This window comes from Armatimonadota bacterium (assembly GCA_013314775.1).
GTDB lineage: Bacteria > Armatimonadota > Zipacnadia > Zipacnadales > JABUFB01 > JABUFB01.
Genome location: JABUFB010000019.1, coordinates 33,153 through 59,990, shown reverse-complemented (window position 1 = coordinate 59,990; position 26,838 = coordinate 33,153). Strand labels below are relative to the sequence as shown.

Annotated in this window: 21 protein-coding genes; 9 read left to right on the top strand and 12 right to left on the bottom strand. The window is 64.2% G+C overall.

Annotated features, from left to right (window positions below):
* Window positions 1-14: 14 nt before the first annotated feature.
* Window positions 15-1,796, top strand: coding sequence for a HAMP domain-containing protein (locus HPY44_20840; GenBank protein ID NSW58464.1), 1,782 nt, complete (start codon window positions 15-17; stop codon window positions 1,794-1,796).
* 199 nt (window positions 1,797-1,995) lie between these two features.
* On the opposite strand, the gene HPY44_20835 is transcribed toward HPY44_20840, so the two are convergent.
* Together HPY44_20835 and HPY44_20830 are read right to left on the bottom strand one after the other, a co-directional pair.
* Window positions 1,996-3,789: a glycoside hydrolase family 88 protein gene (locus tag HPY44_20835; GenBank protein NSW58463.1), complete on the bottom strand. Its 1,794-nt coding sequence runs from the start codon at window positions 3,787-3,789 to the stop codon at window positions 1,996-1,998.
* A gap of 82 nt (window positions 3,790-3,871) precedes the next feature.
* Entirely contained in the window at window positions 3,872-4,504 is a 633-nt protein-coding gene (locus HPY44_20830; protein NSW58462.1) for a DUF1559 domain-containing protein, read from the bottom strand.
* A 185-nt stretch (window positions 4,505-4,689) separates the two neighbouring features.
* Between HPY44_20830 and HPY44_20825 the strand changes: the two genes are divergently transcribed.
* The 4 genes from HPY44_20825 to HPY44_20810 all read left to right on the top strand — a co-directional run bounded on the left by HPY44_20825 (window position 4,690) and on the right by HPY44_20810 (window position 11,471).
* Window positions 4,690-6,144, top strand: coding sequence for an alpha-N-arabinofuranosidase (locus tag HPY44_20825; GenBank protein NSW58461.1), 1,455 nt, complete (start codon window positions 4,690-4,692; stop codon window positions 6,142-6,144).
* Window positions 6,145-6,230: 86 nt separating this feature from the next.
* Window positions 6,231-7,508 (top strand): exo-alpha-sialidase, encoded by a 1,278-nt coding sequence (locus HPY44_20820; protein ID NSW58460.1) that lies wholly within the window; start codon window positions 6,231-6,233, stop codon window positions 7,506-7,508.
* Window positions 7,509-7,563: 55 nt separating this feature from the next.
* Window positions 7,564-9,663, top strand: coding sequence for a hypothetical protein (locus tag HPY44_20815; GenBank protein NSW58459.1), 2,100 nt, complete (start codon window positions 7,564-7,566; stop codon window positions 9,661-9,663).
* A gap of 32 nt (window positions 9,664-9,695) precedes the next feature.
* Entirely contained in the window at window positions 9,696-11,471 is a 1,776-nt protein-coding gene (locus HPY44_20810; protein ID NSW58458.1) for a carbon-nitrogen hydrolase family protein, read from the top strand.
* A gap of 397 nt (window positions 11,472-11,868) precedes the next feature.
* On the opposite strand, the gene HPY44_20805 is transcribed toward HPY44_20810, so the two are convergent.
* Window positions 11,869-12,873 (bottom strand): Gfo/Idh/MocA family oxidoreductase, encoded by a 1,005-nt coding sequence (locus tag HPY44_20805; GenBank protein NSW58457.1) that lies wholly within the window; start codon window positions 12,871-12,873, stop codon window positions 11,869-11,871.
* Window positions 12,874-13,108: 235 nt separating this feature from the next.
* Here HPY44_20805 and HPY44_20800 point away from each other — a divergent pair, with 235 nt between their 5' ends.
* Window positions 13,109-13,633, top strand: a complete 525-nt coding sequence (locus tag HPY44_20800; GenBank protein ID NSW58456.1) for a GNAT family N-acetyltransferase — start codon at window positions 13,109-13,111, stop codon at window positions 13,631-13,633.
* Between the two features lie 72 nt (window positions 13,634-13,705).
* Window positions 13,706-14,845, top strand: a complete 1,140-nt coding sequence (locus HPY44_20795) for a tetratricopeptide repeat protein (protein ID NSW58455.1) — start codon at window positions 13,706-13,708, stop codon at window positions 14,843-14,845.
* Between the two features lie 247 nt (window positions 14,846-15,092).
* Here HPY44_20795 and HPY44_20790 read toward each other — a convergent pair whose 3' ends face one another.
* The 6 genes from HPY44_20790 to HPY44_20765 form a co-directional block, all read right to left on the bottom strand.
* Complete coding sequence (locus HPY44_20790) at window positions 15,093-15,626, bottom strand: hypothetical protein (protein NSW58454.1); 534 nt, start codon at window positions 15,624-15,626, stop codon at window positions 15,093-15,095.
* Window positions 15,619-16,761, bottom strand: a complete 1,143-nt coding sequence (locus HPY44_20785) for an AAA family ATPase (protein ID NSW58453.1) — start codon at window positions 16,759-16,761, stop codon at window positions 15,619-15,621. The genes HPY44_20790 and HPY44_20785 overlap by 8 nt, the downstream gene beginning before the upstream one ends.
* 41 nt (window positions 16,762-16,802) lie before the next feature.
* Window positions 16,803-18,101, bottom strand: a complete 1,299-nt coding sequence (gene hisD, locus HPY44_20780; GenBank protein NSW58452.1) for a histidinol dehydrogenase — start codon at window positions 18,099-18,101, stop codon at window positions 16,803-16,805.
* 74 nt (window positions 18,102-18,175) lie between these two features.
* Window positions 18,176-18,904, bottom strand: a complete 729-nt coding sequence (hisA, locus tag HPY44_20775) for a 1-(5-phosphoribosyl)-5-[(5-phosphoribosylamino)methylideneamino]imidazole-4-carboxamide isomerase (protein ID NSW58451.1) — start codon at window positions 18,902-18,904, stop codon at window positions 18,176-18,178.
* Window positions 18,905-18,974: 70 nt separating this feature from the next.
* Window positions 18,975-19,583 carry an imidazole glycerol phosphate synthase subunit HisH gene (hisH, locus tag HPY44_20770; protein NSW58450.1) on the bottom strand — a complete coding sequence of 203 codons (609 nt, stop codon included), beginning with the start codon at window positions 19,581-19,583 and terminating at the stop codon, window positions 18,975-18,977.
* A 197-nt stretch (window positions 19,584-19,780) separates the two neighbouring features.
* Window positions 19,781-19,984, bottom strand: a complete 204-nt coding sequence (locus tag HPY44_20765) for a cold-shock protein (protein NSW58449.1) — start codon at window positions 19,982-19,984, stop codon at window positions 19,781-19,783.
* Between the two features lie 620 nt (window positions 19,985-20,604).
* On the opposite strand from HPY44_20765, the gene HPY44_20760 reads away from it, so the two are divergent.
* Window positions 20,605-21,630, top strand: coding sequence for a hypothetical protein (locus HPY44_20760; GenBank protein NSW58448.1), 1,026 nt, complete (start codon window positions 20,605-20,607; stop codon window positions 21,628-21,630).
* A gap of 30 nt (window positions 21,631-21,660) precedes the next feature.
* On the top strand, window positions 21,661-22,677 hold the full coding sequence (locus HPY44_20755; protein NSW58447.1) for a Gfo/Idh/MocA family oxidoreductase: 1,017 nt from the start codon (window positions 21,661-21,663) through the stop codon (window positions 22,675-22,677).
* On the opposite strand, the gene HPY44_20750 is transcribed toward HPY44_20755, so the two are convergent.
* The 3 genes from HPY44_20750 to selB form a co-directional block, all read right to left on the bottom strand.
* Complete coding sequence (locus HPY44_20750) at window positions 22,613-24,223, bottom strand: glycosyltransferase family 39 protein (GenBank protein NSW58446.1); 1,611 nt, start codon at window positions 24,221-24,223, stop codon at window positions 22,613-22,615. The genes HPY44_20755 and HPY44_20750 overlap by 65 nt on opposite strands.
* A complete protein-coding gene (locus tag HPY44_20745; GenBank protein NSW58445.1) occupies window positions 24,213-24,761 on the bottom strand; it encodes a tetratricopeptide repeat protein in 549 nt (182 codons plus the stop codon). Before HPY44_20745 ends, HPY44_20750 begins: the two co-directional genes overlap by 11 nt.
* 113 nt (window positions 24,762-24,874) lie before the next feature.
* Window positions 24,875-26,812 (bottom strand): selenocysteine-specific translation elongation factor, encoded by a 1,938-nt coding sequence (gene selB, locus HPY44_20740; GenBank protein NSW58444.1) that lies wholly within the window; start codon window positions 26,810-26,812, stop codon window positions 24,875-24,877.
* Between the last annotated feature and the right edge of the window lie 26 nt (window positions 26,813-26,838).

The following is a 26,838-nucleotide window of genomic DNA, read 5'->3' as shown; positions in this document are numbered from 1 at the left end:
ATCCAGCCCCGCGCATGTTCAGTAGCCTCTACTCCCGGCTGCTCACCACCCACCTTCTGGTGGCCGTGGTCGCCCTGTCCCTGGTCGGCCTCCTATCCACGCGCCTGTTCCGCCACTATTACGTGACGCAGACGCGCGAGGCCCTGGCCGCGGCGGCCGATGACATGGCGGCGGACATCGCGCGTCTCATGGACGACCCGGACCGAAGCGAGCAGATCGGCATGATCGCCCGCACCGCAAGCCTCACCCTGGGCGGTCGAGTCTGCGTGTTCGACCAGGAGCGCGAGGGCCTCATCGCCAGCAGCGACCTGAAGCCCGGCGCCGGCTCGGGACCAGACATGGACGAGCTTCTCTACGCAGCCGGCACGTGCTCCAGTATTGACCGTACCCGCAGTTACTGCTACCCCGGACCGGTTATCTCCGTTACAGCGCCTATCCGTAGCCCCGGCGAAAACACCGTTCGTGGATCCCTGATTCTCCGTCGGCCCCTGCGGGAAGTCGAAACCACCCTTCGCACCGCAACGGGCCTTTTTGCCGCATCCGGCGCAGCTGCGGCCATCCTCGCCCTCGTGCTGGCTGCAATGGCCAGCCGTTCCATCGCTCGTCCCCTCGCTGAAGTGGCTCGCGCCGCCTCGGACCTCGCAGAGGGAGACTTCACAACCCGCGTTCGCCGGCAGGGGCCAATAGAACTGCGCACCGTGGCAGCCAGCCTGAACCACATGACCGACGCGCTCGCAACGGCCTTTGCTGACCTGTCCCGGGAGCGCGAGCAGCTCGCGGACATCCTTGCCAGCATGCACGAGGGCGTGGTCGGCCTGTCTTCCGACGGATCACTCGTCATGCTCAATGATGGCGCCCGAAAGCTGCTTGAGCTGCCCGAGCTTCCGGACGAGGCCGCCCTTGCTGACCTGGACCTGCCTGAAGACGTGCTGGCGGACGTGGAACTGCTGCTCGAGGGCGAAAGCGAGAGCTTCGCACGGGACATGGAGCGAGGGGAACGCATCCTGCGCCTGCGCGGCGCCAGGATCAGTGCGGCCGCTGGCGGTGCAGTGGTGGTCATCACCGACATCACCGAGACCGAGCGCCTCGAGCGACTGCGGCGTGAGTTCGTGGCCAATGCATCCCACGAACTGCGGGCACCGCTGACCTCAATCCGCGGCTACCTGGGAGCCCTGGCTGACGGTACCGCCGAGACCGAAGAGGAGCGACAGCGCTGTGTACGCGTGGCCTCGGACCAGGCCGACCTCATGCGGAAGCTGGTGGATCAGCTGTTGGACCTGTCCCGCCTGCAGGCCGGGGTCGTGACCTTCGAACCAGACGATCTGGACATCGGCGGAGTGGTCAGCGCAGCGGTGGACGCACTGGCTCCCGTCGCGAGTGCAGCTTCCGTCGAACTCGACTACCAGCGGCCGGACCCGCTTACTGTGCGAGCCGACGGCGACCGCCTGGTGCGGGTGGTCATCAATCTCGTGGACAACGCGATACGACATTCCCCCCCGGCCGGCAAAGTGCGGGTCTCGGTAGAACAGTTGGGTAGACCCTCACCGGCGCAGGTCCGCGTACTGGTGGAAGACGATGGCCCCGGCGTGCCCCCGGAGCATCTTGCGCACATCTGGGAGCGTTTCCACAAGGTGGACAAGTCGCGGGGACCTGCGGACACCGGCGCCGGGCTTGGTCTGGCGATTGCGCGGGAGATCATTGCTGCCCATGGTGGCAGCGTTTTCGCCGAAAACCGGCCCGAAGGCGGCGCGAGGTTCGGGTTCATCTTGCCGCTGAGTGACGGGGAGAGCGAATAGCCGCGCAGGCCCGGTCGACGCTGCCCCGTCTCTATCGTAAGGCCCCGTAGGGGACAAGTCAGCACCGCATCTTGTCGTAAGGCCCCGGAGGGGCCGTCCGCCTATAGCCAGGGGGTGGAGGCCGCGAAGCGGACCGGAACCCCTGGGATCGGCCCCGGGCTGCCCTCTGAGCCCCCGCAAGGGGCGACAGAGCAGCCCATCACTCCTCCCGAAGCAGTTCTGCCCCCGCAAGCAGCACCGGCCCGGGGCCATGCGGATCATTCAGCGTCCGGGGGCGCTCCCTGTAGTAGTCCAGGCTGTTGTTGACCCCGGTTCCCACACATGTGTCCGTAACCGAACCGTCCCATAGCACCTTTGTCTTGAGCGCATCGAAGGCCTTCCGCGCAACGGCCTTGCCGTCCCAATCGATCCACCCTTCCCGCCTCGACCGCCCCAGAGCGTATGCGAACATCCCAGTGCAGGAGGTCTCTTCCCACAGTTCGGGCATGTCCACGATCTGCCGCCACATCCCCGATTGCGCCTGGTGCTGCGCGATACCCTTCAGGTGCCTTTCCAGGATACTTAGCAGCTTCTTGCGGGCCGGGTGATCTGCCGGTAATTGACCCAGCAGTTCCACCTGCGCCAGCACCGCCCAACCGTTTCCTCTGCCCCACTTGTACCGCGAATGCCGCTGCTCGCGGTCGAACCACCCGTGATACCACAGCCCATCCTCGTCCTGCAGGCGCGAGGCGAACTTGATGATCTGCTGCGCGGCGTCATCCCAGTACTCGGGCTTGCCCGAGTAAGTGCCCCAGCGCGCCAGGAAGGGGACGCTCATATACAGGTCGTCGATCCACAGCGTGCGGCCGCGGCAGAGAGTCCCATCCGGCAGGCGTGACTGTCGCGTGTGAATGTAGTCGGCAATGCGCTGCAGCATCCGGGTCATCTCGGGGGACGCAGTGGCCCCGTGCGCGAGAAGCCCCTCGAGCACCTGGCTCCCCATTGATCCGCAGTCGTCCAGGCTGCTCAGGCGCATGAGTTCCTCGATGCCCTGGGCCGGTGTGCGGCGGCCGAATGTCTCCATCTGCCACGTGAGCCAGTCCCACTGTTTCGCCACCAGTTCGTTGTGGCGCAGCACGAACTGCCCCCACTCCTCTCCCCCACCCGATTCGCTCAGCTTCAGCAGCCCGTAGAGCGTGACGCCCCGCGGGTAAGACCACGAGATGCCCCGTACCGGGCGGGACTTGCTCACATCATCCCACGAACCGCGCTTCCACTCGCCGGCCCCCAACTCCCTTATCTGCCGGCGGGCCAGTGCTGTGAGAACCTCCAGGTCCGCGCGAGCAGCCAGGTCCTCCGCCGCCACCTGCTTCACGCCCGCCCATTTCAGAAGATTGTCGGCAAGCGGACGCGCCAGTTCCTCCCGCGCGGAGAGTGGTGCGTGGAACTGTGCGGCGACGAGATGTCCCGCGCCGTATGCAGCAACCAGGAGCGCCGGCCCGTCGGGGCTCTCTGCCAGTACTCGCCAGTGCTCGCGATCCCAGTCACGCACCACATCGCCCCCGCACATCTGGCCACTGAAAGCCTTCCCGCGCAGTCCGTCCAGGAGTGGGTGGGGATCATCGCGGAAGGTCACCTGATCGGGGTCACGATCACCAAGCACCAGCCGGTACGGCCAGAAGGTGGCCTCGCTGCGCACGTCATCAGCGAACCAGGTGACCAGGATGCCGCCGCGATTGGCGAACTCCCACAGCCGCCGCCGGTCCTCCCGGTAGACGTTGAGATTGGTGCTCAGCGCGATAAGCCTGTACTGGTGCAGGTCGCCTTCGGGCAGGCGGCCGTCCTCGCGCATCTCCACGCGGGCGGTCCGGGACATGAACCCCGGCAGAGCGCCCCAGTTGGACGCCGAAGAGTCTTCGCTGCGCACGAGCAGCACCTCGCAGGCCGGCTCGACGCAGCCTGTCGTGGTGATAATTGCCGCGAACAATGCAAACAGTCTTGTCTGTCGCAACATGTTCCCGGCCTCCAGTGACGAAGAGCGCCCCGCGGATTGGTCTCCACGAGGCGCCCGGAGTGGCTGTCCGCGAATTGTTCTCCTAGGGCGTGTTGTGCCACATGGCGGGCATGATGGCGGTGGCGCCCATCCACTTCACATGGCCGTCGGCGAAGGCGATGTTGGAACCATCATTGTGCAGCGGAGCAGTGCGATACAGCTCGTTCTTACCGTGAAGCTCACCGCGCGCATGACTGCTGCAGTCGCCGTTGACCCAGTGGCAGTCCGCATCGATTGCCATAAGGGTTTCTGCGGGTCTGTAGATGGATCCGAGCTTCATGTTGTCAATGTGGCAGCTCCAGCCGTAGGACATACAGATGGAACCGCGAGTATTCGGGGCGCGGTAACGGTTGCTCGAAGGACAGTTGAAGAGCTGGTCGTTCTTTACATAGGGCGTGATGTGCTCGGACCAGCAGGTGTAGCAGGGCGAGCCGTTGTTCGGAGCGTACGGGCACATATCGGCAGGCGGGTTGGTGAGACGCATCCAGGGCGTCCGCTCGTCGTAGTCCTGCACGTACATCAGCGCCGCAAGACCAATCTGTTTCAGGTTGCTCGAACAGCTTGCCTGCCGGGCCTTCTCACGGGCTCTGGCGAACACCGGGAATAGAATCGCTGCTAGAATCGCGATAATCGCAATCACAACGAGCAGCTCAATCAGGGTGAAGCCACGTCGCATGGATCTGGTCCTCCTTCTTCGTAATGAGAATGGGTTCCCTCCCGGGGCGCCCCACGGCGGCGTCCGTCGGGGGTTCACGCTGAACATTTCCTGCTGATCTTGAGAATTCCTTCATGAAGGTCCGCGGTTTCTTGAGGGTGAATTGTCATGGGCCGAGAACCTCTACCGAGGGAGTCTGAACCGCCATGCTCACCGCCACGGTCACCGTCCGTCTGGATGAACCCCTGGGCCGCATCAACCCCAACGTGTATGGGCATTTCGCCGAGCACCTCGGCCGCTGCATCGACGAGGGCACGTGGGTCGGCGAGACGAGCGCGATCCCCAACGACCGAGGGATCCGCAAGGACGTCGTTGAGGCGCTCAAGCCCCTCCAGCCGCCGGTGGTGCGTTGGCCTGGAGGCTGCTTCGCCGACGCTTACGACTGGCGCGACGGAATCGGGCCGCGCGATCAAAGGCCCCGGCGAATCAATGTCTGGTGGAACCGCGAAGAGGACAACCAATTCGGCACCGACGAGTTCATTCGCTTTTGTCGGGCGATTGGCGCCGAGCCCTACATCTGCGGGAACGTGGGCTCCGGCAACCCGCGCGAGATGATGCAGTGGCTGGAATACTGCAACTACGAGGGCACGACCACTCTGGCGCAGGAGCGCGCCGCCAATGGGCACCCGGCGCCCTACAAGGTGAAATACTGGGGCATCGGCAATGAAAACTGGGGCTGCGGCGGGCACTATGACGCGGACCATTACGCCCGGGAGTACCGCCGGTTCGCCAGCTATCTGCGGCGCATCGACCCCGAAATCCAGCTCATCTCCTGCGGCTTCAACGCCGAATGGGACCTGGCGTTCTTCAACACCCTGAAGCGCATCGATCTCGTCGACCACCACTCCATACACCATTACTACAAGTGCGGCCCGGGAACCGGATTCAGCGAAGAGCAGTACTACGGGCTGTTTCCGGCCGCGCTGGTCATGGAAGGGCAAATACGGCGGCTGGCCCAGTTGCTCGGGCACTTCGAGCGCGGGCGGCAGATCGGGATCGCGGTGGACGAGTGGGGCGTCTGGCACCCCGAGGCCGACGTGGGCCTGTACCAGCCCAACACATTGCGCGATGCACTCGCAGCCGCCTTGGTCTTCGACGTGTTCCACCGCAACGCCGAATACGTGACCATGGCCAATATCGCCCAGCTCATCAACGTCCTGCAATGCCTGATTCAGACCGACGGCGCTGCCATGTGGCTCACCCCAACGTACCACATCTATGACCTGTACAAGCCGCACATGGGCAACGTTGCGGTGCGCACCGACGTGGAAGTGGACCGGCATGAGTTCACATTGGACAACCAGCGGCAGAGCGTCGCGCTGGTGAGCGCCTCTGCCAGCCGGAACAACGGTTCCGGCGGAGTGGTGCTTTCCGTCACAAACCTGAGCCTGGATGCATCCGCCGAAGTCACGGTGTACCTGCATGCCGGCGAAGCCACGAGCGGGTCGATGCGCCTGCTCACCGCCACCCAGCCCGATGCCGTCAATTCCGCCGACAAGCCCGATGCTGTCCGGGTCGTGGATGGGGGCGCTGTCCGGTGTGCGGAGGAAATCACGGTGGAACTGCCGCCCATGTCGGCGGCGACAGTAACCTTGAGTTAGGGCACGCCGCAGGACCGACGCAAGGCCCGCCCTGTGCTTGAGCGCAGGGCGAGTTGGCGCGAGACGCCATCCACACGGGGAGAACCATGGATTCGACACAGGATATCCTGCAACGCGAACTGCAGCGCACCGAACCCGATTACGTGGTCTACGTGCCCAAGAGCGTCGATGGATCCACCTTCGACACCGGCAACGAACATTTTCTGGTGTTCGAAGGCCCCGACGGGTCCCTCATGTGCCTGTGGACCCAGAGCAGCTACGAAGGGGCCGGCGACCACCGCATCATGTTCAGCAGATCCGAAGACGACGGCGTGACCTGGGCCGAACCCACCCACGTGGCGGGTCCGAAGCGCCCCGGAGACGGCTTCATGGCGAGCTGGGGCTTCCCGCTGATTTCGGGATCCGGCCGCATCTACGCCATCTGGAATCAGTACCAGGGCATCGATGATGTTATCCACCAGCACACGGGGACCATGGAAGGTTGCTATAGCGACGACATGGGAAGGACATGGTCGCAGCCGGCCGATATACCCCTGAAACGCAGCCCCCACGACCACCCGGACACCTCGGTGCCCTCGAACTGGATCGTCTGGCAGAAGCCCATTCGCGACCTGCGCGGACGATGGTTCACCGGGTTCAGCCGCTGGGTGAGCAGGGCCGTGCGATGGCCCATGCACAGCAATTCGTGGACCTCGTGGGAGACCGTGGTCGAGTTCATGCGCTTCGAGAACATCGACGACGATCCCGAGCCGGGCGAAATCCAGATCAGTTACTCCGGCTGGGGCGACGAAGCCCTACGGGTCCCGCATTATGCCGACCCCATGTTGAGCGTCGCCCAGGAGCCCAGTCTCGTGCGCCTGCCGGACGGGCGGCTCTTTTGTGTGATGCGCACCATGTCCGGGTACATCTGGTACAGCCTGTCGAGCGATGACGGGATGACCTGGTGTAACCCCAGGCCGCTCCTGCGCAAGGATCACGGCACGCCGATCCTTGAACCGCTTTGCTGCTGCCCGATCTATGAGATCGCTACCGGCGAGTACGTGCTTCTGCACCACAACAACAGCGGGCGCTTCCAGGGCTGCCAACCTGAGGATACCAGCAAGAACCGCCGCCCTGCCTTCATCGCGCGCGGCGAGTTCCGCCCCGACGCTGACCAGCCCATCTGGTTCAGCCGCTCGAAGCAGCTCATGGACAACGACGGTCAGGGCATCGGGCCGCTGAAGCGCACCGATATCGGGGTCTACCCCAGCATGACCCACCGCCGCGGGAACCACGTGCTGTGGCATCCGGACCGAAAGTTCTTCCTGGTCGGGAAGAAGATCACGCCCGACTTCCTGGCTGACCTCGCGGTTCCGGGCAAGTGACCGCCGGCGAACGAGGGCAGACAAGTCTGAAACGTGAGGAATCGTCGGACTGAACATGCACTGGATTGCCGCCGGAATTGCCGGCCTGCTGGTCCTGGCGGCGCTCGTCGTCTCCTTGCGCCGACTGGCTTGCGAGCCCGCGTCGCGACGGGTCATCCTCACCGTCCTGCGCGGGCTCTCGCTCCTGCTGCTGCTGGCGATGCTGTGGAATCCGGTGGTCATCACAGGCAATACAGTCCGGGTGCCTGGTGAACTGCGTGTACTGATCGACACGTCGGCAAGCATGGGCCTGCCTGCGGACAGACAGGGGCCGTCTCGGCTGGACGTTGCCCGCACCTCCCTGGAAGACGTCCTCCGCCGCGTCGCCAAGACCGAGAATCCGAGTGCCCCGACACTGTATAGCTTCTCTTCGTCGATCCGGCCTGTTCGCAACCTGGCCGATGCCTCTGCCAGTGGCAACCGGACCGACCTGGCCGCCTCCGTGGGTTTCATCGCGGCGGAGGCTCCCGGCGCACGGGTGCTCATCGCCACCGATGGCGCGGACACGGAATCCGCGCGTGTGCTCGAGGTTGCACGGATCGCTCGGGCCGCGGGTCTGACCCTCAATTTCCTGGCGGTCGGGAAACCGTGGCCAGTGCGCGACGTTGCGGTCACCTCGATACAGGCGCCCCGACAGGTGCGTGAGGGCGCGAGTTTCGAGCTCAAAGGCACCGTCCGCTCACAAGGAGTCGGTGAGGACCGGTTGACCGTGGATGTGATCCGCGAAGACCGCACGATCGCTACCCGGCAAGTGCCAACCGGCAGGCCGGGCGCGGTGGAAGTCTCCCTGAAGGCCGGCGCGCCGGGGAGGTACCGTTACGAACTCCGGGTGCCGGCGGTCGACGGCGAGGTGACAGGGGCGAACAACAGTCGCGCAGCGCTGGTGACGGTGCTGCCCGACCGCACCCGCATCCTTCTCATTGCGGGCGCGCCGAACCCCGAGTACGCAGCGATCAAGCGGCTTCTGCTCGCCGATCGCGACCTGAAGGTCACCTGCCTGGTGCGCAAGGCCGACAGTGACTGGTGGCGCGATGATTCTGCGCTCCGCAAAGCATCTCTCGTCTCATCACTAAGCCCGCGCCCCGACGCGGTGATCCTGCAGGACGTGCCCGGGCCCGCTCTTGCGCCTGTCGCGGGCAGGATCGCGGAACTGGTTGGGTCGGGGGCTGGAGTCGCGATCCTCGGAGGTCCCTTGAGCGCGCGCTCCCCCATTTCTGGGGCGCTGGGCACACTGCTTCCGGCACAGTTTCAGGGTTCATACCTGGATGAGGTCTTTGACGTGGCTGCTGGCTCCGGCTTGGACAGCCTGGGCCTGGAAGCCGGTAATTTCGCCGGCCTGCCCGCCCTGCGCGGACGCAATGCCCTGGGTTCGCCGCGCAGGGGTGCGACCGTGGCGCTCTCTGTCGGCGGGTCACCGCTTCTGGTCACGGGCACCGTGGGCCGGGGAAGAGCAGCTGTTCTTTCGACGAACTCCACCCACCGCTGGGTGCTTTCCGCGGGAAACTCCGATGCGGGCGAGAAGGCCTTCGCGCAACTGTGGGAAGGGCTTCTGGACTGGCTCACCGAAGTGCGAGACGACCGACCGGTGGTGGCCGAGTTCGACCGCGCGGCTTACCCTTTGGGCGAACACGCCCGCCTGCTGGTCCAGGTGAGCGATTCCACCGGGCTCCCGGTGGATGGCGCCGAGGTGATCGCGCGAACCCAATTGGCAGGCGAGAAAGGTCGCTTCACCTGCGCACCCGACCCGCAATTCCCGGGACGCTACCAGGCGTTCATTCCAGGCCCAATTCCCGGCGAGATCACCGCGTCCGTGTCAGCTGTTCTCTCCGGGCGCGATCTGGGCACAGACAGCGCACGGACCCGCTTTGTGCCCTCGGAGATTGAACTTGCGGTCTCGCAGCCCAACCGGGCCCTGCTGGAGGCTCTCGCGAAGCAGACCGGGGGCGTCGTGGCTTCACCAGGTCAGGAAGAGACGCTGGCCGGGGCCCTGCAGGCACCCGTGCAGGAGGTCTCGCGCGAGACGCGCCGCAATCCCCTGCGTGAGGGCTGGGTGCTGTGCATCCTAGCCGGACTGCTGGGTCTGGACTGGGCGCTTCGCAGAGCGTGGGGAGTGTAGTCGGCCTTTGAATAAGAACGAGGGTGGTACCGATGCAAACCATTCGAGGGTTGCTTCTGATCGCCATGCTGGGAGGGTCTATCTTGGCCGCCAACGCCGCCGACCGTGTCGTCGTCCTGTCTTCCGTGTGCCTGCTGGAGGGCAAGGAGTTCCAGAACCCGGAGTACGTCCTGCAGATGGCCGAACGCGCCTGCGCAATACCGGGCAGCGATCTCGTGGTGCTGCCCTACACGCCGTTCCTCACCTTCCGCACGGGGCACGAGGCACAGGACCTTTCTGCCTTCCGAACGCTCGCCGCGGCCAACCGCACCTACCTCGCCCTGGCGATGATTGAGGACGATGGGGAGCGGGTCTATGCCACCTCGGTGCTTCTCGACCGCGGAGGCAAGGTGGCGTTCAAGTCCCGCAAGACCCACGCCCTGCCCGACGACGACCTGTCCCTCGGCGACGATCTCGAGGTGTTCACCACCGATTTCGGCGTCATCGGCGCAACCATCGGCACCGACTTCTATTTTCCGGAGATCTACGAGGTCCTGCGCATGAAGGGCGCGGAGATCCTCTTGTGGCAGCATTTCCCCGAACGCTTCCGGGACCACAGCACCTGGGAGCCGCTCCTTACCGCGCGGGCCGTCGACAGCCACGCGCACCTCATCGCCGCGCACTATTCCGACCCGCGCCCGTATATCAGCAACCGCTACAACTACGGCATGCAGGGCGCTGCCTGGGGACGGAGCATGATCGTGAACCGCGTTGGGGTGCCAATCGCCGACACCGGCTTCGAGGACGGCGTGGCCACCGCTACCGTGAACCTGGACAAGCGCAAGGTGGACCCTTACAAAGGCTGGAAGAAGGACGAGAACTGCTTCTACGTAAACGTCCTCGGCGACCGGAAAGCATTCCACCCGGTGGCCGAACCGTGGTCACCGCCGGAGCTTCCCCGGTATGAGAAACGCACCGCGCGCCTGGCCGTGATCGCCATGAACTCCGAGAATATCTGGCGCGATGGGGAGCTTCCCCAGCGGCTGTTCGAACTCATCGACAAAGCCGCGGAACTCAAACCGGACATCATTCTGGCGTCCGAGCAGGCGGCGAAGGCGGAGGACCCGGTCACTCAGCAGGCCTTCGCGGTCATCGCCGAGAAGGCCCGCGAATACGGCTGCTATATCCTCATCGGCGGCCTGGGCGACAAAGACTTCATCAGCATCGCGCGCCTGTGGGACCGGCAAGGCAGGGAGGTGTTCGGGCAACCCATCTACTGGCCCAGCGGGTTCCCCGAACTGACCTGGATCGACACGGACTTCGCGCGCATCAGCACCCACACCTGCGGCGACCTGTATGCTCCCTTCCTGGACCGGACGCTTGCCCTGAACGGTGTGGAGCTGCTGCTGGACCCAAGCCAGATGTGGGGACCCAATGGCCGTGTGAATGAGACGCTCCTGCGCGCTCGGGCCGCGGACAATGCATTCTGGGTGGCCTGCTCACACTGGAACTCCTCGGACGCCAGCCTGCGCAGCGTGATCATCGACCCGTACGGGCAGGTCATGGCGTCCTCGGGCTTCCAGCAGGAGGGGGTCATCAGCTACGACATCGACTTCAGCGCAAGCCGGGTGTACTACGAGGGCCTGCGCGCGGACCAGCCGAAACGCGGCGAGTGGGACATCCCCAGCTATTTCACCGAGGATATGCCGGAGCAGAAGCCGGGCTGGCGCGAGATGATCTTCTCCCGCCGCCGGCCGGAACTGTATGGGATCATCCCGACGACCAACGAGGTCATCATGAAGTACCGGCCGGAGAAATGGCCGGAGTGAGGGACCACGGCAGCAACCCTGCCGCCTCTCCATCGCGGGAAAGCCCCAAAGGGGAGACAGGCGGCCGAGGACCGTGCGGCGCCCGATCAGCAACCGAGAGTCAGCATGGGCGTTGCCTCACAGCCCGCATAGCGGGTGGCAGCTGATAGCCACGGGTGGAGGCGAAGCGCAACGGAACCCGTGGGATCGGCGCACATGGAAATGGAGAGCCCCGAAGGGGCGGCAGACCCAGAGAATCTCTAGCACCTCTTCGGGGCTCATCCGCGGTCGCAGAGCCTGATCCCACCAGCTGAGCCTTCTGGCAAATGGCTGGCGCCCTGCGGGGGCTACGGTCGAGATGCGGCTGTACACTTCCGCCGGGCCCTTGACATACCCCAGATCAGAGCGGCCCGTACCTTCAGAACTCATTCCTTACCTTGACCGGCTGGCCGCTGGCGATGGATTCGATGACCGCCCAGCAGGTCGCGATGGTCTTCGCACCGTCAACGCCGTCGATCAGCGGCGTCTTGTCATTGCGTACGCAATCCACGAAATGCCCGATCTCGTTGGCGATGGCCTTGGCCATGGTCTCCTTCGGGTACGTCAGCCACTTCTTGTAGCCTGTGGTGCGCAGGGCCAGTTGCGCCACGTCCCGGGTATTGTCCCCGCAGATAGTCCCCTCGGTTCCCCAGACCTCGCACTCGATATTGTACGGACGCGGGCAGCCCGAGGAGTTCATGATGCGGCCCACCGCGCCGCTCTTGAACTTCACGTTGGCGATTATATGGTCTTCCCACTTCTGTTGCGGGATATTGAAGTGGTTGCCGTAGGCGTGGACTTCCTCTATGTCCCCGCCCAGCCAGCGCGCGAGATCAACCGCGTGACAAGCCCCGCCCACGAAAGGATGGCGCTTCTCCGGGTCCCAGCGCCAGTCGCCCACGCCCGGGATGTCCTCGTAGTTGTGGATGTAGCTGGTCTCCACGTAGTACGGCTTGCCCAGGGTTCCGTCCTCCGACCAGGTCTTCACCTGCTCGAAAAAGCTGTAGAAGCGGCAGACATGGGCCACCATCAGCTTGAGATTGCGTTCGCGGGCGGCGTTGACCATGTCCTCGCATTCCTGCACATTCAGGGCCATGGGCTTCTCCACAAGCACATGCTTACCAGCTTCCAGGGCCGCAAGGGTCTGCGGGTGGTGCAGGGGGTCCGGGGTGGTGATGGAGACGATATGCACGTCATCGCGCTCCAGCACGGCCTCGAACTCGGTGGTGGCGAAGGGAACGTCGAACTCGCGTTGGGTCTGGGCGAGCAGATCCTGGTCCAGATCGCAGACGGCGACAAGTTTCGTGCCCGGCAAGGTCTGGGCATTACGGAAATGCCCGTATCCCATGCGCAGGCCGATGATGGCGATTCCCAGTTGTTCCATGACTGCGATTTCCTTTCTCCGGGGCCGTTATATGGGCTCAACATGCGCCGGAGCGCACCCACTTTGCCCCTGTGCGCGGCGTTGGTTCGTCACGCTACCCCGTTTTCCCTTCCGTCTTGTCGCGTCCGCAAGGAACATGGGAGGGGATCGCGAATATGTGTGTAGAGGATGGCGGTTGTGGTTTGAGGGGGCCCCGGCGGGGGGTAACTTCGAGCCAGAGCACGGGAGTCACACCATGGTTCAAATCAGGCCGTTTGACTGGCGCAGGCATGGCCGGGCGGTGGTCGAGTTCCAGCGCGAAATCTACGAAACCAACTTCCCGGGCTTTGTTGCTGATGCCCAGTTCCTTCGGGACTACGGCGAGCAACTACGGCGATCGTACCGTAACGACGCCACAGAAGGTCTCTTTGTCCTGGAAGACGGGCGGCGCACCCTCGGTTTCCTGTGGCTGTCACTGATCGCCACAATGGTCGATCCGTGCATTGGATACATCAAGAATATATACGTCGCGCCGGACATCCGTGGGCAGGGCTACGGCAAGATGCTCCTGGGTTTCGCCGAGACCTGGTGCCTTCAAAGAGGCGTGGAACGCCTTAGCCTTGATGCCAGTTGCTGCAACGAGTCAGCAGTGGCGCTCTACAAGCACTGCGGCTACCGCATCGCCCGAGTCCGGATGGAGAAGGATATCCAACCAAGGGTGGGCGACACAAAAGGCGAATGGCCCGCGGAGGTGGAGCATTTGGGGTCGCTCGAGGACTGAAAGGACCGACCTGACTGCGGCCCCAATGTCGGTCGGCCGGCAACCGCAACGCGATTGGCGGAGGTGTGGTACTTGTCCGAAGAGACCCGGTCGCACGCTACATTGGAGCAAGAGATCGCTCAGGCGCAGACCTTCATACGTGCCAGCCAGTTCGACTCCGCCGTTGGCCTGTGTGAGAGTATTGTCGAACGCTACCCGGAGAGCGGCGCCGCGTGGGCGGTGCTGGGTGACGCGTACGCGGGAACCGGCGACTGGCCGAAAGCGGTGGATTTCTATGAGCGCGCGCTGGACCTGAACTTCGACCGAGCCGTCATGGAGCGCCTTGCCGCAGCGCGGCGTCATGCAATCCGCGGTGATGAGGCCCCAGTGGTGTCCCCCCCGATCGTAGCTCCAGCCCCTGCCCGCAAGGCTTGGACTCCCACGTGGGTGATCGTCGCGGTCATACTGGGCATCCTGATGATACCGATTCTCGGTCTCCTTCTCGTCAGGGCCGCGAATGGTGGCGGCGCCCAGGAGCTGGAATATACGCCGACCGCCACGGATGCGGAGGTCGCCACGCAGGCGGAAGGTGTATCCGCGCCCGTGGCTCCGGGGCCGGCGGGCCCGCTGCCGGACACAACGCGGCCCCCTCTTGGCTCGGCTGCCGTGCCCACCGCAAGCGGGCCGCAATATCGCAGTCCGGTGGGCGGCTCAAGCGCGAATCCACCCGTTCAGCGCCCTCAGGGACAGCGAGTGCAGCGGGCGTCGTCCGCCGTGGCCAGCGATGTAGACCGGCGGATCATGTCACAGCTCCATCTCGAACGCGCGGGGGCAGGCGGCCTGTCCGCGAAAGCCACCGCGATGGCCTTCGACGAGTACGCCGGGCTCGGCATCCTGACCATCTCAATGCCGCCCACCTCCGACCTCGGACGACTTGAGAACGAGTTGCTCATCGCCGCATTCTATGCCGGTGTCAATGCCATGCGCACCGAACAGGGACTGGGTACCCTCATTGTTCGCGCTCTTGCCCGCGTTCCCGACGACAGCGGCCGAGAGCAGGATGTCATGGTATTCCGGGCTTCAATCACCCGTCCAAACATCGAGCCGTGGCTGTCCGCACAAACGTTGCCAAGTGCCCAGCAGATCGCCGGCCAGATCCTCCAGGACATCTGGTGGGACCATCAGGCCATCGCGCGCATGGTCCAGGCGCGGTCACGTCAGGAAGAGGAATAGCACGGTTCGTCAGATGGCAGGCGCTGGATGTTCCACATAGCTCAGACGCCAGTGTTCTCCGGTGACGCAGAGAGCCGCCCGCATTGGGCGTCGAAGTACGCTTCCGTGACAGCTCAAGCTTCTTGCGGTAGGGCTTCCAACGTCCTCGGCCGTGACGACCAAATGAGCGGAATATTGCTTTCCTCAATCTCGGTTCGGAATGCCGAACTCAAGCAAGCGCCGTGGAATCGGGCAGTCCCGTCGGTGATCAGGGCAGACGCGGGTACTCTTCTCGAATGGTTCTGCAAAGCGAGTCCGGGCAGTCGGAGGGGACCCCCGTCCGGGCAATTTCGAGAAAGCGATCAACAGCGGGATGACATTTGCTCTCGCAGCCAGGGTACCTCCGGTACGGCGAGACTTCATCCACCGCGACGCCGTCCTTCAGGTAGGCGATCCAGGTCTCGATGTTACGCTTCGGCACGAAGATGGCTATATTCTCGTTGGCGGCGCGGGGTGGATCGAGCGGACCCAGCACATCGTTGCGCCGCTGGTCTACGCTGCGAGAGTCTGCGTCAATGACCACCAACAGGCCGCACTTCATTCTGGACGCTCTGCGCCGCTGCCATTTGGCTTCCGCCGCGAACTCCCGACGCACGAAACCCTCGCCGGCCTCTCCTCCCCCCTTAGGATAGTCTTCCCTGACTCGGATGCGCCCGTACCCTAGTAGCTTGAGCAATCGACGAAAGAAGCAATCGTGCTGCTTGTCCTCACACAGCAGAACCACTTCCGCCCCCCTACTCATCTTCCCACCCCCGTGCCACAATCTCGGCAGGTGCCAAGCCGTCTGGGTTGGCCCCATCGAAAGCCCTTACCCGGGTTGGCCCCCCTCTCACGCGGTACAGAAGCACCGCGCTTGTATGCGCATAGTGGTTGATGAACTCCGGATGGTGGGAGGCAAGCAGCAATTGGACTCGCTCGCCATCCACGCAGTCCTCCATCTCGTGGATCCAGGGCTGGAGTTCTGAGAGCGCCACGAAGTTCTCGGGTTCGTCCACACACAGCGTTACCGACTTGGCTGCGCTCGAAGGGTACTGTGACGCGTATGCGCTGAGCGTATAGAGCCCAATAAGGGCACGTTGCCCGTCCGAAAGCTGGCTTAGGTCGTAGGTGTGCGGGCTGCCCTCCGACTCCAGTTCCACGACTAGGCGCCTGCCTTCCTCAGTGACGCGCCTCAACGAGAAAGTTGAGAATCCGTCTATCACGGCCTGCAGCGAGCGGTGGAGGGCGTCTCGAACACGAGGCTCCTCCTGGTTGAGGTGTCGATACCACGAAGACAGGTTTGAGAGTGTTGAGTCTGGTGCGTCGTCTTCGCGTTCAGTCCATCCGGACATCTGGGCGGGTACAACGCGAATGCAGTGTGTCTGGCCCAAGCGTTCCTTGAACCAAGTCAGCCGTGTGTTGTCGTGTCGTGGCTGGATCGAGAAGAGACCGGATCGATTCCAATCCAACCTCACCTCCGGTCCGTCGCTCCCGTTGTCGCGAAACAGCCAACCTTCGTCGCGCTCACGCCGGAACAGGCGCAGTTCTGCGGAGTCCCTCGGGCTGAACTTCAGCTCCTCGACGCCTATCCGGGACCGTGTTTTCTCCTCATCATACTCGATGCTGAGCGAATAGTGATAGGCTCCGCCATTCCCGGCGACCTCGAGCTCGAACAACTGATTTTCGCGTGTGTCCCAGATGGTGCGCGTGCCCAAGCCCAGGCAGTCAGAGTCTGCTATGGAGGTGCCATCGTACACTAGGCCACGCAGCATCCTCAGAACGTCGAACACGGATGATTTGCCGACACCATTTCTCCCTAGCAACAGCTCATTCGCAGCCGGGCGGTACTCGAAGTTGCTGAAGCACTTGTAGTTGTCGATGTAGATGCGGGTAATCACGCGCAGTCACCTCACAGTTATTGGGGCGCCAGCCGTCCCTCCTACTCCTCCAGCCGCACCCGCACGGTCTCGCCGTGCAACGGCAGGCCCTCGGCCTCGGAAAGAACTAGAACGGCCTCGGACAGGTGCTTCAGGCCATCCCTGGACAGGAATTGCCAGGTCGGCTTCTTGATGAAATCATCGGTAGACAGGCCACTGAACATCCGCGCGCACTGGCCGGTAGGCAGGACGTGGTTGGTGCCGGAGGCGTAGTCGCCTACCGGTACCGGGGCGTATGGCCCCAGGAAGATGGAGCCCGCGTGCTTGATGCGCGGGAGCATGAGCATGGGGTCGCGGGTGACCACCTCGAGATGCTCGGTGGCGTACTCATTGGTGAAATCGATAGCGTCATCCATGGTGTCTGCCACGAGAATCGCCGAATTGTGCTCCAGCGCCGGGGCGAGTATCTCGCGCCGGGCGATGGTCTTGAACTTGTCATTGATCGCGTCAGCAACAGCCTGTGCAAGACCGGCGTCCGGGGTGACGAGAACCGCGGCGGCGTCCTGGTCATGCTCGACCTGCGAGTAGAAATCCATCGCAATCCACTCGGGGTTAGCGGTGTCGTCGGCCAAAATCAAGATCTCGCTGGGGCCCGCTGGGGAGTCGATGGCAACGGAGCCGAAGACCGCCATTTTCGCAGCAGTCACATATTTGTTGCCCGGTCCCACAATCTTGTCCACCTTGGGTACCAGATCGGTACCATAGGCCATACTCGCAACTGCCCACGGGCCGCCGATCTTGAAGATATCGGCACAACCGGCGATGTCCGCGGCAACCAGTGAGGTGTTGTTGGCGACCATACCGGTGTCGGGCGGAGTGCAGGCCACGATCTGCTGCACCCCCGCCACCTTGGCCGGGATGATGGTCATGAGAACGCTGGAGGGGTAGTTCGCCTGGCGCCCCGGGATGTAGCAGCCCGCACTGTCCATGGGCCGGGTGATGCGCCCGGCCAGTATGCCCGGAGCAATCTCCACAGACCACATGTCTCGCTCGAACTGGGCGCGGTGGAACTTCTCGATGTTTGCGGCCACGAACCTGAGTTGCTCGACGACCTTGTCGCCAACCTGTGCGTAAGCGGCATCGATCTCAGCGCGGGTCACCTTCAGATCGGCCGGCACGATATCTTCCTTGAGCTTCTTGTAATGCTCCAGAGAGACCTGATCTCCGCGCTTGCGGATGTCCTCGCAGATCTGGCGCACGTTGTCGAAGACGTCCCCAATCTCCTCCATGGAGCGGCTCAGGATTGCCTGCCGGCGTTCGGGGGTGAGGTCGGACAGCCGCTCGACTTTGACAATGGTCATTCGTTTGTCCTCCATCAGGTGTATCTGGCCGCTTTGGCTGCTGGCGGTAACCCGCTGGTGCCGGAAGAACTCGGTCAGAACTCTGTCGCAAGCGCGATCGCTTCGGTCAAGTCAATGGTGCCGCTGTATAGAGCCCGGCCCACAATGCAACCCACAACCCCGGAGGGTTCGAGCATGCGAACCGCGCGGATATCGTCGAGGGTGGTGACGCCGCCGGAGGCGATGACCTCGAGTGGCGCGGCTTCCGCAATGGCCCGGGTGCTGGTGAGGTTCGGTCCGGCCAGCATGCCGTCGGTGGCGATGTCGGTGAAGATCACGCGCTTCACGCCCATCTCTGCCACATCTCGGGCCAAATCGATGGCGCTGACTCCGCTGGTCTCTACCCACCCCTTCACCGCCACCCGGCCGTCCCGCGCGTCGATGCCGACGATGATCCGGTCGGGAAACTGGTCGAGACATGCCGCCAACTCGTCTCGGTTCTCCAGCGCGGCGGTGCCCATGATCGCCCACTGGACCCCCATGTCCAGGACGCGGCCGACATCCTCGAGCGTCCGCAATCCTCCGCCGAGTTCCACGGGCACTCCGGCGCGCTCGACGATAGCCTTGACGGCTTCGAGATTGGCGGAGCTCCCCCCCACCGCACCGTCAAGATCAACCACGTGAATGACCTCGGCTCCGCAATCTGCCCACCTCTTTGCGACTTCGGCAGGATCGTTGCCAAACACGGTCTTTCGGTTCATGTCGCCCTGCTGCAGGCGAACACACTGGCCTTGCGAAATATCGATTGCTGGAATGACGAGCAAGCTGTTACCCCCTTACCGGGTCCGGTTGTTCAGGCAGGCGCTCCCTTGTCGGGAACGTCCCACGGCCCGGCTAACCGTTGACCACATTCGCAAAGTTCTCCAGAATCCGAAGCCCCACGGCCTGGCTCTTCTCGGGATGGAACTGGGTCGCAAAGACGTTATCTTGCCAGATCGCGCTGACGAAGTCGTAGCCGTAGTTAGTCACCGTCGCCACCACCGACTCGTCTTCCGGAACCACGTAGTAGGAGTGTACGAAGTAGACCCACGAACCGTCCGGCACACCTGCAAAATGTGGCGCTTGCTTGCGGATGGAGATCTGATTCCAGCCAATCTGAGGGATTTTCAAGTCGTGGGTGAACCGGACGACCTTCCCCGGCACGATGCCCAGACCGGGGTACTTGCCGCCTTCCTCGCTGCTGTCGAAAAGCATCTGCAAGCCCAGACAGATCCCGAGGAATGGCTTGCCGGCGTTGACGGCCTCCTTCACCGCCACATCAAGGCCGCGATCCACGAGGTTCTTCACACAGTCGTCGAAGGCGCCCACGCCGGGCAGAACCACGGCTTTCGCGCGGGATATCTTGTCGGGATCGTCGGTGATCTCCGCCTCGCAGCCCACCCTCAGGAGCGCCTTGTGGACGCTGCCGAGATTCCCCATTCCATAGTCGATGAGAGCAATCATTACCGTCTCCGCTAGCAAGAACACGGCTCCCCGAGGGAGCCGCGAACATGGGTTTGAGCCATTATAGACACCGGCGCAGGCAGCGGCAAGGGGCCGCGCCCAAAGGGACGGGGCGCGGGAAACCAGACGCCCGCGCGTACAAAACAGCCCCACCGTGGTGTTCGGTGGGGCTGTTTCCTGACTGCTTTTCCGGATTCTTAGCCGATAACGGTGACGTTGGCTGCCCGGGGGCCCTTGGCGTCAGGGACGATGTCGAACTCGACCTTCGCGCCCTCGTTCAGGCTGCGGTAGCCCTCGCCGGTGATAGCAGAGAAGTGCACGAAGACGTCTGCGTGCCCCTCCGTCTCGATGAAACCGAAACCCTTATCGTCGTTGAACCATTTGACGGTGCCTGTTGCCATTTTGACAAACGCACCTCCTACCAGTGTTGACTAGTGACGCACTTGCAGCCCCTACTGGAGGAGAAGCGTCTTGTCCAGTCGGTCAATAGCACCCTAGCCTTTGAGAGTCCCTGCCCGCTATCGCCGACAGGAACTCGCTTACTATACACGATCCGGCGTGTAAAGGCAAACTTTTTCGCGCAGGCGCGCAGGCGCAGCGGTTTGGCCAGAGGCGTGCCGGCCTCGTGTGTGGCCGGCGCCCCGGTACCCTTGGTGCTGGAGCCGGGCCGCGGTCAGGCTCCGGCAGGAGCCGTCCGCCTGCGGCCCCCGGCGGAAGTGGATCCGGAGGCTTCCGCCCCAGGCTATGGGCTCTCGCCCGCTCTGCGGGCAATGGGACCGCACTCCTGCTGGTCAAAGCCGGATACGCTCCGACCAGCGATCAGACCACGTGGAAGCACCGGCGAAACTGAAGCTCCGTTCTGGTGACGGTTATGGCCTTCCCGCGGAACCATCCCCAGCCACAGGAGGGATTCGTCCCTCGGTGCTGGAACAGGCTCTGCGGGCGCTCCGAAGCCCGCATGTCGGGTGGGGACACCGCCCTGCCCGCACCACCGCAATGAAGTTCTCCGAGGTGTTCTAGAATGGCCGCTGCCAGGGTTGTGCAGGCTCGTTCACCTTTGCGCATCGACTTCGTGGGCATGACCGACTATGTGCCTGCCTGCCGCGAGTTCGGTGGGAGCATCGTCAATGCTACCATCAACAAGTACATCTATGCCACGTGCGTCGAGCGCTACGACGACCTGATCGTCTTCCACGCCCCGGACCAGGGAGATCGGCATGTCGTCGTGGAAAGCAGGGACGCGCTGTCGCCCGACGGGGAACTCGGGCTGGCGCAGGAGATCGTCCGGAGGTTCCAGCTGAAGCACGGAGTCGAGCTCACCACGTACTCCGAGATGCCGGCGGGAGCCGGTCTGGGCTCATCCTCAACCATCGCCACCTGCATCATCGCCGCGCTGGACGCCTTGACCGGGTACAAGCTCACCGCTCATCAGATGGCCGAACTGGCCCGGGAATGCGAGATGGTTGCGCTGCGGACCACGTATGGCTGGCAGGACCAGTACTCGCCCGTGACCGGCGGCGGGTTCAAGTACATGTGTTACTGGCCCGACCAGGTCGGCTGGCATGTCGAGGTGGACAGGCTCCCCCTGGGAGCACCCGCCATCGCGGAGCTCGAGAAGTCCCTGGTGGTCTGTTACTCGGGCATCTCGCGGCCGGCCAAGACTATCCTGGACGCGGTGGCCAGCGGATTCGAGCGCAAAGACCCTGTGGTGATCGGGGCACTGCAGGCCATGAGTCGCTGCGCCGAAGACATCAAACTCGCGCTGCTTCAGGGGCGCCTGCACGCTCTCGGCGACATGCTCACCGAAGTCTGGGAGCTGCATAAGCGCCTGCACCCGGACGTTACCAACGACCGAATCGAGGAGCTCTTCGACGTGGCCTGTAAAGCCGGAGCCACTGGAGGGCGCGTCTGTGGGGCCGGAGGTGGTGGGGCCATGCTCTTCCATTGCGCGCCCAATCGCGACTATGCAGTGCGCCAGGCGCTTATGCAGGCAAATGCGCGGGTGTTTGACTGGTCCACTGATCTCCACGGTGTGCTCATCTGGTAGGCTCAACGCGCAACTGCAGGAGGCGTCAACATGCCCGACCGTCTCGGAATAGCGATCAATGCCAGCGGATGGGTGTCCGTCGAGTACGCGAAGGCCATCACCCGCAACCCCCGGGCCCAACTCGTGGGCATCACCAGCCGCAACCCGGACAATGCGCGGCGGTTCGTGGCCGAATTGGGCCTGGACTGCACTGTGTTCCCGAACTACGAGGCGCTCCTCGCCGACAGTCGTGTGGATGCAGTGGCGATCACCACCCCCAACTACCTGCATGCTTCGGACGCCATCGCGGCGTGCAAGGCGGGCAAGCATATCATCCTGGAGAAGCCGCCGGCAATCACGCAGGATGAGTGCGATGCGCTCCAGTCGGCGGTTCAGGAGGCGGGGATCACCAGCGTGGTCGGCTTCGTGCTGCGCTGGAATCCGCTGGTCACCAATATCCGGGCCCTGCAGGAGCAAGGGGCGCTGGGTGACATCATCTTCGCCCAAACCGACTACTGGCACGGCGCCGGGCGAGTCATCAGCCCGGATCGATGGATCGCGAAGCGGCAGTTCACGGGCAGCGCCATGCTCGCCGGAGGCAGCCACGCGGTAGACATGATTCGGTTCCTGGTGGGCAGCGAAGTCGTGGAAGTGGCCGCCTTCGCCCGCAAGGGCCTGGACACGTTCGAGTTCGACATGACCGAGACCGGCATCCTGCGTTTCGAGAACGGCGCGGTGGGGCGGGTATCGGCCTCCCTGGAGATTGTGGGGCCCTACCAGTTCAACATCGAGCTACTGGGCACTGGCGGCACCGTCCGGGACAACCGGATCTGGTCCAGGAAGCTGGCGCCCAAACAGTCGGACTTCATAGAAATCCCCTGCGTCCTGCCCAACAGCGGTGACGTGGCTCATCACCCATTCCAGCAGGAGGTGGACCACTTCGTGGACTGCGCGCTGTCAGGCCGCGACTGCGAGCCGAATATCGCGGACGGTCTGCGGACGGTCAGAGTGTGTCTTGCTCTGGATGAGTCGGCGGCGTCTGGTCAGACGGTGCGCGTCCGCCGGTGAGGAACTTCGGCGCATCCTCCGGCGCGCGGGGCTTGTCCGGGGGAATGAACAGGTAGACCGTGATATGGGATTCGGGCACGGGCCGCCGCAGGAAGAAGCTGCGGAACTTGCGGTCCACGGGTGAATAAAGCATGAAGCGCGTGATCTCGACCCGCGCAGCACGCGGGGTGAGGTGTTTCACTGTGGTCTCCTGCAGACGGCGGGCCTCCGCGGAGCCACGGTCCCTTCCGATGAGCCACAGACGGAAGCCTCCCTGGGGCCAGTGCTCCACGGGCTCCAGTTCGTGCGGCGCGTAGTCAGGCCGGCCTGTGATGAACCTCCCAAACTCCCCGTAACGCCCCGGCGTGGACTCGAAGAACGCGAGCACCAGGTCCCCAGGCTGCTCTCTCTGCTGGATGAAGGTCACGATCTCTCGCCACGGCACCGCATACCCGGGATTGAGAAACTGGGCTCCGGCGAAGTAGTTGCGCAGCCCGTAGACATCGGCCACCAGCACCACCGCAAGGGCAAAGGCGCGCTGCGACTTGCTCCGAATGCGCGTTGCTCCGACGGCCATGAGGATGTATGCAAGGGGCGCGGCGAAGACAGTAGAGCGCGCGGCAGCTGAGAGGGGTTCCCCGCGGGCGATAGTTGTCAGCACCACGGCCCCGACCACGACCAGAAGCAGCCATGACCAGCGCAGAGGCGCCCAGGCGGCTTCTTTGGGGCTTGAGACCAGGCCCAGAAAGAAAAACCCAGCCGCCGCCGCGAAGGCGGGGACGGTTATCCAGATCCGCCAGGGGTCGGTGGTTTCCCCCACGGCCAGAATGTATGGCGGCAACACCAGGCGAAGCAGGAGATGCGACAGCGATGCATGGGCTGCGCCGGACTCGATGGCCCTGATGTTGTCAGCGACGCGCAGCACCCAGGCACCCACGAACAGGGCGGCTACGGCGGTCGGCACCATAGCAAGCAGCACTCGCCACACCTGACCCCGGCGCCAGGATATCCAGCCCAGCCACAGGAAGAGCGGTCCAAGCAGCAGCGCTGCCAGGTAGTTGGTGTATACCAGAGACGGACTCACCAGGGCAAGTGCGGCCCAGTGACGACGCTTGCCGGCCTGCGCCACGAGCACCGCACAGTAGGCCACCAGCAGGACCAGCGCCGTGACAAGCGAGTAGAACCGGGCCATACGGAAGTACAGAACGAGGAATGGCGAGAGGCAGATGAGCCACAGCGCGAGCGCAGTCTGGCCGGGCCTCAGCAGCCGCGAGGAAATGGCCCAGGACAACAGGAACGCCAGAATCGCCCACGGCACAGAGAAAGCGCGCAGAGCGAGGTCACTGTCGCCGAAAATCTGCTTCCAGCCGTACAGGAGCACGTAGAAACCGCGCGGGTGGAAGGCGTCGACGGTTGCCGCGAAGGTTCGCACATGCCCGGCGGTGATGATCTCGTCGGTCCAGAACTCACGCACCCCCAGGCGCACCGAGATCAGCGCGAGAAAAGTGCCGGCGGCCGGCAGAGTCAGCAGTCGGTAGAGCTTGTGCGGTGGGGCGTCAGGTGTCATCGCGTGGTTCGTGCTCCAACGACTCCAATAGCTTCTGGTAGCGCTTCTGGCGTGGTTCGAGACGAATGGCGGCTCGTGCGGCCTCCACAGCCGCATCACGCTGCCCCAATTGCGCCCGGCAAAGCGCAAGCCGATAGCGGGCGTCCGCGTACTCGGGCAGGGCTTCAATGACCAGCTCCAACTCCCGCGCAGCCTGCTCCCAGCGCCGGGCGAAGACGTACGCCAGGGCAAGCGCGAACCGGGCGCTGTGGTCTTCGGGGGTCTCGTTCAGCCGGTTCCGGTATTCCTGCACCATGTCCTCAACAGCCTGGGACGGTCGCCAGTCCTCGTGTTCGGCGGCTGCCTCCGCAGCGACCTCAGCGCCCGGCCACTGGACCGGCGGAAGCCCGGCCGGGGCACCGCCTCGCGCGCCCATTCCGTCCATTGGGCCGGGCCGGGGCAGTTTGCCTCGCTCATCCGGTACTGCTTCACCGCATCGGGCGCAGTACTGCATGTACCGCGGATTGTAGGTCTGTCCGCAGGACGGACACCGCAGCAAGCCCCCGGGGAGACCCTCCCCGCGGGGCTGATCGGCTTGCCTTCGTCTGAGCCATGAAAACACGGTATCACCTGCAGGAAGGTTGTCCGACCTGCGGTCCGCTGTCAAGGCGGTTACCGGACGCCCTCACGGGGCCCCGGAGAGCGCGTGACTGTCCGCATGTTGCCCGAGCGGCGCGTAAAACCGGTCCCGTCGAGGTATTCGAGCAGGGGTACGACGTACTTGCGGCTGGATCCCCAGACATCCCGGGCATCGGCCACGGCGAAGGGCCCCTTCTCGGCATGCAGAGCTACCAGGGCGTTGGCCGCCTGTTCGAGCGCGGAGGCGGCGATGATGTACTCGCCCACATCCACAAGCCTGCCCGACTTGAGGGCGAGTTCCAGCAGCGATCGAGCATCTCCCGCGGGAGCCAGAAGGGCGAAGGCTTCCTCCCTGGACGGCGGCGACAGAGCAGCTTCTTCCGCCAACCGGTACAGAGCCTCCAGTGCACTCTCCTGCTCCGGGCCCATTGCGGCCGTGTGGCTTGCAAGCCTGACGCCGCCCGACTCCGCGACGACTGTGCCCTTCGCCGACAGTTCAGAAACCGCCCACTGCAGCGTCTCGGGCGGCGGATTGCCCAGGGTTGTCTGGAGCCGGGGCACAGGCATGCAGGGTCGAAGCGGATTGGCTCGATGGTAGGCTTCCAGGGCGCCGATTACGGAGGCAAGGGTGCGCTCGGCAACCCCCGCGTCCAGATACCTGCCGGAAGCAAGCGGGAGAAGCTGCCCGGACTCGAGCAGGCCATCCACGAGGGCCTCAGCCTGGTCGTCGTCCATCTGCAGCCCCCGGGCCAGGTCTTCCGAGGAGGCTGCCTGAGCCCCGCGAGACGCAAACCAGTCCCGGGCGCGCTCTCGCTCAGCGCCGGATTCGAGCGCCTGGAGTCGCTGCAGGACATCCACCTGCCGTCTCCGATGCCGGGCAGGCGCGGGATCGAGCACCACGCCGCCGCCGATGGTCTGGGCGGGCGAGTAGCGGCGAATCACGAAATGGTCGCCGGCAGCTGCCGCCACCGGGGCTTCCAGGCGCAACTGTGCGAGGCCGCTGTCGCCGGGCGCGAGAAAGTCGCTGTCCAGCAGGACCACACGGCCCAGAACCTCGGCCGCCCCGTGGTGAATCCGGACGCGCTCGCGGTATGCCAGCGGCCTGTCCGCGTCAGCCGATAACCTCAGGCGCACGTCAAGCATCCACGAGGGCTTCATGCTTCCAGGAGCCACAAGCTGGTCGCCGCGCTCAACTTCGTCGGTGGACAGCCCGGCCAAGTTCACTCCGACCCGGGCCGGAGCAATGCACTCCTCGAGATGGTTGCCGTGGACTTCAATGCTGCGGACCCGGGTGGCTCTGCCGGCAGGCAGCACCACCAGCTCCTGCCCCACACGGAGCCTGCCGCGGATGAGCGACCCGGTGATAACGGTGCCGAAGCCCTTCATGGTGAAGACGCGGTCCACCTGTACCCGGGTGGGCCCGGCAATGTCACGCGGGGAGACCCCGAGAGCCACCTGCTCGATGAGCCCGATGAGTTCGTCGAGGCCCGCGCCGGTGCGGGCTGAAGTCGCCACCATCGGCGCGTTGGCGAAGGCGGTGCCTTCCAACGCCTCCGCGATGTCCTCCTGCACCAATTCCAACATCTCGGCGTCGACCAGGTCGGACTTGGTGAGGACGACAATGCCCGCCTCGATCTCCAGGGTGTCGAGAATCGTGAGGTGCTCGCGGGTCTGGGGCATGACGCCCTCATCCGCGGCGACCACCAGCAGGAACAGGTCGATGCCCGTCGCGCCTGCCAGCATATTCTTCACGAAGCGCTCATGGCCGGGGACATCCACGATCCCAGCATGCACCCCGGAGGGCAGGTCGAACCACGCGAAGCCGAGGTCGATGGTGAGGCCTCGTTCCTGCTCTTCCTTGAGACGGTCGGCGTTGATACCCGTGAGGCGCTGGATCAGGGCAGTCTTGCCGTGGTCCACATGCCCTGCGGTGCCGATTATAATGCTCTGTCTCGACTGCTCACTGGTCATGGGGAGTCGGTTCGCCGCGGAGCCCG